This window comes from Leisingera sp. F5, assembly GCF_001593695.1.
Window position 1 is genome coordinate 1 of record NZ_LUKH01000806.1, and the last position, 1,654, is coordinate 1,654.

Sequence of the window (1,654 nt, forward strand, 5' to 3'; positions counted from 1 at the left end):
ATCTTACCCGGTCTTTTCCGCCTTGCCAAACCCTGCGCTCAGCTGGATGGCCGCCTGGGGTGAAGTGACGGAACGTACTTACCAGCGGATGGTGGTGAAACCGGACTGGGGCATCCGCACTTTCACCTGCGAAGACGGCAAGGACCATCTGGTGGACATCACCACTGTCGTCGAACGCCCGTTCGGCGATCTGATCCATTTCAAGGTCAACGGACGCGAGGAACAGCCGCGCAAGGTGCTGCTGGTTGCGCCGATGTCCGGTCATTACGCCACTCTCCTGCGGTCCACCGTCCAAAGCTTGATCGTCAATTGTGAAGTCTATGTGACGGACTGGCACAATGCCCGCGATATACCTGTTTCCGCAGGAAAATTCGACGTCGAGGATTACACGCTCTACCTCGTCGACTTCATGCGCGAAATGGGCCCCGACACCCATGTTGTCGCGGTCTGCCAGCCAGTGCCGCTGACCCTGGCCGCGACCGCTTATCTGGCCGAACAGGACCCCAAGGCGCAGCCGTCGTCGCTGACCCTGATCGGCGGCCCGGTGGACCCGGACGCCACCCCGACCGAGGTCACAGACTTTGGCCGGCGCGTCACCATGGGCCAGCTGGAGGAAACCATGATCCAGCGTGTCGGCTACAAAAACAAAGGTGTCGGGCGCAAGGTCTATCCGGGCCTGCTGCAGCTGTCCTCCTTCATGTCGATGAACGGCGAGCGCCACTCCAAGGCCTTCATGGACCAGATCCATCGCGTTTCCCGCGGCGAGGCTTCGGATCACGACGCCCACAACCGTTTCTACGACGAATATCTTGCCGTCATGGACATGACAGCCGAGTTCTACCTGTCCACCGTCGAGCGTGTCTTCAAAAGACGCGAGATCGCCCGCAACGAATTTGTGGTCAACGGCCACAAGGTCGATATCGGCAAGATCACCAATGTTGCGGTGAAAACTGTCGAAGGCGCCAAGGACGATATCTCTGCCCCCGGCCAATGCGTCGCGGCACTGGATCTTTGCACCGGCCTGCCTGAAAGCATGAAGGCCAGCCACCTGGAGCCGGGTGCCGGCCACTATGGCATCTTTGCCGGCCGCAGCTGGCGCGACAACATCCGTCCGCTGGTGATTGATTTCATGAACGCAAACAGCGGCAAAAAACCTGGCCGCAAACCGGCCAACAAGAACACGGCTGCCTGACGGCATGGGCGGCGGGCTGGCGTTTTCCTGCAAATGCGGGGCCCTGTGCGGCGAAGTTTCCGCACAGGGTGTAAAAAGCGGCACCCGCGTGGTCTGCTACTGCCCCGATTGCCGCGCCAATGAGCTGTACCACGGCCAGCCGGATCCGGCACCGGATCCGGTGGACCTGTTTCAGCTGGCACCGGACAGCATTTCCATCACCCAAGGCGCGACGCATCTGAAAGCGCTGCGCCTTGGCCCCCGCGGCCCGCTGCGCTGGTACGCCGCCTGCTGCGGCACCCCTTTTGCCAACACGCTGGCCAAACCCACGCTGCCCTTCGCCGGGATGCGCTCGGACTTGTTCGAGGATAAATCCGCACTTGGCAAAATCCGCGCCAAGGCTTTCCTCCCAGTCACGGGCAAACAGTCCCGGACCAAGGGCGGCGGAGTTATGGCCTGGGGCATCCTTAGCCGGATGATCAC

General features: G+C 61.5%; 2 protein-coding genes. Both read left to right on the forward strand.

Annotation, left to right across the window (positions count from 1 at the left end):
- The coding region (gene phaZ / locus A2I95_RS36200; RefSeq protein ID WP_291737341.1) for a polyhydroxyalkanoate depolymerase at window positions 1-1,192 on the forward strand (1,192 nt) is incomplete at its 5' end.
- Window positions 1,193-1,196: 4 nt separating this feature from the next.
- Window positions 1,197-1,654: DUF6151 family protein (locus A2I95_RS36205; protein ID WP_291737342.1), on the forward strand; the 458-nt coding region annotated here is incomplete at its 3' end.